Origin of the sequence: Terrisporobacter sp. (assembly GCF_017888745.1) — a bacterium.
In the GTDB taxonomy this organism is placed as follows: domain Bacteria; phylum Bacillota; class Clostridia; order Peptostreptococcales; family Peptostreptococcaceae; genus Terrisporobacter.
Genome location: NZ_JAGHFM010000043.1, coordinates 1 through 4092, shown reverse-complemented (window position 1 = coordinate 4092; position 4092 = coordinate 1). Strand labels below are relative to the sequence as shown.

Sequence of the window (4092 nt, the reverse complement as noted above, 5' to 3'; positions counted from 1 at the left end):
ATGCACTTTTAGAAAAAGGATATGAGTTCGTATCTGCAGATGTTAAATTAATACCTCAAACAACTACAGTATTATCTGATGAAGCTCAAGCTAAAGCTATGGAAAAATTAGTTGATATGCTTGAAGACGATGATGATGTTCAAAATGTTTACCATAACTGGGAAATAACAGAGTAGTTTTTGGCATTAAGTCATACCAATGATTATGCGTTTTTGAATTGGGAAATAATTTTGAAAATCGTGATTGTTATGACAAACATCGGATATTTCGTATAAAAATATAATGAAATACGATCAGAGTGTTAAGGAAAATAAAAACACCTCTAATTATGATCTACAAACTTTTAATTAAGGTATACAGATTAATAAGGAGGTGTTTTTGTTTTTGATAATGAAATTTAATCAAAATTTATTAGTATATGTGACTCCTTTATAACTATTTTACATAAAAATAAACCCTAGACAAGCAAAGTCACTTTTTTCATGTTTGCTGTATAGAGTTTATTTTAAAATAAATTTTAACTTATTTTTGAATATAATATTTATACTTAAAAATAAATTGATAGTATAATGTTTAAATAACATTTAAATATTGTTTTTTCTTAAAATCAAAGTTAGTTTAGGATTGAATTATTTACACTTTAAAAACTGTGAGTATAATAACTTAATCATTGATTTTATATTTACATATACCATTTATATATGTTTCATATACATTTAAATTATCATCTATAACTATAAAATCTGCATCCATATCTTTGTCTATAGATCCACATACATTATTAATATTACAACTTAAAGCAGGTATATATGAAGCCATTTTTATTGCTTCTTCTAAAGTTGCTATATCCCAAGTGATTACATTTTTTATAGCCTTATTCATTGTTAACACACTTCCAGCTAGGCTTCCACTGTTTAATCTCGCAACTCCATCTTTTACATTAACATTGAATTTACCAAGAGTATATTGTCCATCTTCCATAGCTCCAGCTCTCATACAATCTGTAACTAAAGCAATATTATCGCTAGATTTAACATCAATCATTATTTTTGCTGCAACAGGGCTTACATGATGACCGTCACATATTAGTTCAGCATATGTATCTTTTAAAGCCATAGCTGCTCCAACCATTCCAGGCTCTCTATGATTCAATGGACTCATTCCATTGTAGGTATGTACAAATACCTTAGCTCCTGATTTAACTACTTCTTCAGCTTGTTTGTATGTAGCTGAACTATGACCAAGTGCTATTGATATATTGTGTTTAGTAGCGTATTTTGTAAATTCAACTGCACCTTCACGTTCTGGAGCAATTGCTATTTTTTTTATTAAGTTCCCTGACTTTTCTTGCCATTCTTTTAGAATATCAATTTCAGGATTCCTAAAATATTTTTCATTCTGAGCACCTTTATATTTTTCTGTAAAAAACGGACCTTCTAAATAAATTCCTTGTATTTTTGCACCTTCAACTTTATTGTAGTTATTACTGATATTTTCTATAGATTCATTTAGAGTTTCAATAGAATCTGTTAGAGTTGTTGGTAAGAAAGAAGTTACACCATACTTGAGTAAACCTTTCGAGATTGTGTTTATAGCATCAAATGTATTGTCCATGACATCTGAATTTAAAAGTCCATGTATGTGAGTATCAACTAAACCTGGAGCAATATATTTACCTGAATAATTAATAATATTATCAGCAGTAGTAGGCTTTTCTTTTTGGAATTCTCCGAATTTACCATCAATTATACTAAGGTATCCTTTTCCTTCTATACCATACTTCATAAAAAATTTATCTGCATAAATATAACTTTTCAAAATTGTTTTCCCCCATAACTATACTATTGTATAAATTTTATTATCTCATATGTCTTATTTTATAGACAAATTTATCGCTTCTAGCAACGCTTAGAGTAAACTCTATAACTATGTTGTCATCATTATATGTAGTACGCAATAACTTTAAACACGCTGAATCTACTGGTACCCCTAATAATTCTGCTTCTCGATCAGATACTATCCCCGCAGAAAATTCTTCGTCAGCTACTTTAATAATTTCTCCATAATCTTCTCTAAATATTTCGTATAAAGGTTTTTGAATAACTTTTTCTTGTGTCAAACCTGCAAATTGTCTTAGAGGTAGATAGGTTCTCTCAATCATCATAGGAATATTATCAGCAAGTCTTAGACGCATTATTTTTATCATTTTTTCTCCGGATTTTATACCAAGTTTTTCAGAAAAGTACTTTGTACTTTCTATAACATCAAATGATAATACTTTTGTACTTGGATTTTTTCCTTGGGCTTTCATATGATCCGTAAAACTATAACTATCCATTAGATTTTGGGAATTTTGATTAAGTGCAGAAACGAAAGTTCCTTTTCCATGTCTTTTATATATATATCCCATATGTTCTAAATCAGCCATAGCTAGCCTAACTGTAGTCCTGCTGACTCCATATTCATCACAAATTCTTCTTTCAGATAGCATCCTATCGTTTGGTTCCATCTCATTTTCAATTTTATTTCTTAATATTTCAACAAGTTGATCGTATATTGGTCTTTTATCATTTCTGTTTATCATAAAAATTATAATCCTCTCTAAGTGGTTACTACCACAAATTAATTATAAAATACACAATTATTTATGTCAATGAGTAAAATACAGGAATGGGTTAGTATGTCAAACTATTAATTTATGATAAAACTATATAGTATTGACAAAATAAAAAAAATAAGTTACATTCAAAGTGGTAATTACCACTAAGTTAAAACATTATATATTGGATTTTATATATAATTTATTATTATCCAAATCAATAATATTAATAAGTGAAGGGTGAATTAAGTATGATTACGACAATAACATTCAATCCATCTATAGATAGAATGTATAAAGTAAATAGTATGAATATAGGTGAAGTTCAAAGGGTAGTAAGTGCAAATGCAACTGCTGGAGGTAAGGGCATAAATGTAACTAAAGTGTGTAAAATTTTACAAGAAGAACCTTTAGCTATGGGATTTTTAGGTGGATACAATGGAGAATTTATAAAAGAAGAACTTAGAAAGTTAGATATAAAAAATAAATTTACCAAAATAAAGCAAGAGACTAGAAATTGTTTAAATATAATTACAGATGATAAGGTAAGTACAGAGTTTTTAGAAAAAGGCCCAATAATAGAAAGTCATGATTTAGAAAAGTTTGAAAATGATATAAAAGAAGTAATAAAAGATACTAAAATACTAGTAGCGTCAGGTAGTTACTGTCAAAATATACCATTAAATTACTATGAAAAAATAGGCAATTTATGTAGAGAAAATAATGTAAAGTTTATATTAGATACATCAGGAGAACCATTAAAAGTAGCGTTAAAATCAAAACCATATTTAATAAAACCAAATATAGATGAAATAAAACAATTGTTGGATATAGATGTAGAATCAATGGATGAAATTGTATGTGCAGGTAAAGAACTTATTAAAATGGGAGCTGAAAATGTATGTATATCTTTAGGAAAAGACGGAATGATTTACTTGAATGAAAGTGAAATATATGAAGTAAAGGTACCAAAAATAGAAGCAGTGAACACTGTAGGTAGTGGAGATAGTACAATAGCTGGATTTAGCGTAGGGATTTTAAGAGGTTATGAAGTAGAAGAGTTACTTAAACTTTCAAATGCTTGCGGTATAAGTAATGCTCTTAATATAGAAACAGGGTTTGTAAATTTAGAAGAGGTTCAAAAATATAAAGATTTAGTTAAAGTAACAAAGTTAATTTAGGCCAAATGTAATAAAAATAAAATATTTTAGTGTTGACAAAAAAGTAAAAATAATTTATATTTTGATTAGTGGTAACTACCACTTGGGAGATAATAAATTTTTAACCAAAATAAAATAAATTTAAATATGTAAACAAAATAGTTAGAGTATGATATATATTCTTTTATTTTTTAAAAAAAGTGGTTATAACAACATTACCAATATTGGTTATCAAAAATGTGAAGGGGGAAAAGTAATATGTTTAAATTAGAAGACCAAAAGTTAAAAGACTTAGGTGCAATAATAACAACAACAGAAATAAAGCAACAACCT

The 4092-nt window shown here is 27.6% G+C and carries 4 protein-coding genes; 2 read left to right on the top strand and 2 right to left on the bottom strand.

The features are described from left to right. Positions 1-176: YebC/PmpR family DNA-binding transcriptional regulator (locus tag J7G74_RS16765; protein ID WP_297131129.1), on the top strand; the 176-nt coding region annotated here is incomplete at its 5' end. Between the two features lie 487 nt (positions 177-663). On the opposite strand, the gene nagA is transcribed toward J7G74_RS16765, so the two are convergent. Together nagA and J7G74_RS01860 are read right to left on the bottom strand one after the other, a co-directional pair. Continuing rightward, positions 664-1818 carry an N-acetylglucosamine-6-phosphate deacetylase gene (nagA, locus tag J7G74_RS01865; RefSeq protein ID WP_297131126.1) on the bottom strand — a complete coding sequence of 385 codons (1155 nt, stop codon included), beginning with the start codon at positions 1816-1818 and terminating at the stop codon, positions 664-666. 40 nt (positions 1819-1858) lie between these two features. Then, positions 1859-2584 carry a GntR family transcriptional regulator gene (locus J7G74_RS01860; protein WP_297131122.1) on the bottom strand — a complete coding sequence of 242 codons (726 nt, stop codon included), beginning with the start codon at positions 2582-2584 and terminating at the stop codon, positions 1859-1861. Positions 2585-2850: 266 nt separating this feature from the next. Between J7G74_RS01860 and pfkB the strand changes: the two genes are divergently transcribed. Continuing rightward, complete coding sequence (gene pfkB, locus J7G74_RS01855; protein WP_297131119.1) at positions 2851-3780, top strand: 1-phosphofructokinase; 930 nt, start codon at positions 2851-2853, stop codon at positions 3778-3780. The last annotated feature ends 312 nt before the right edge of the window (positions 3781-4092 follow it).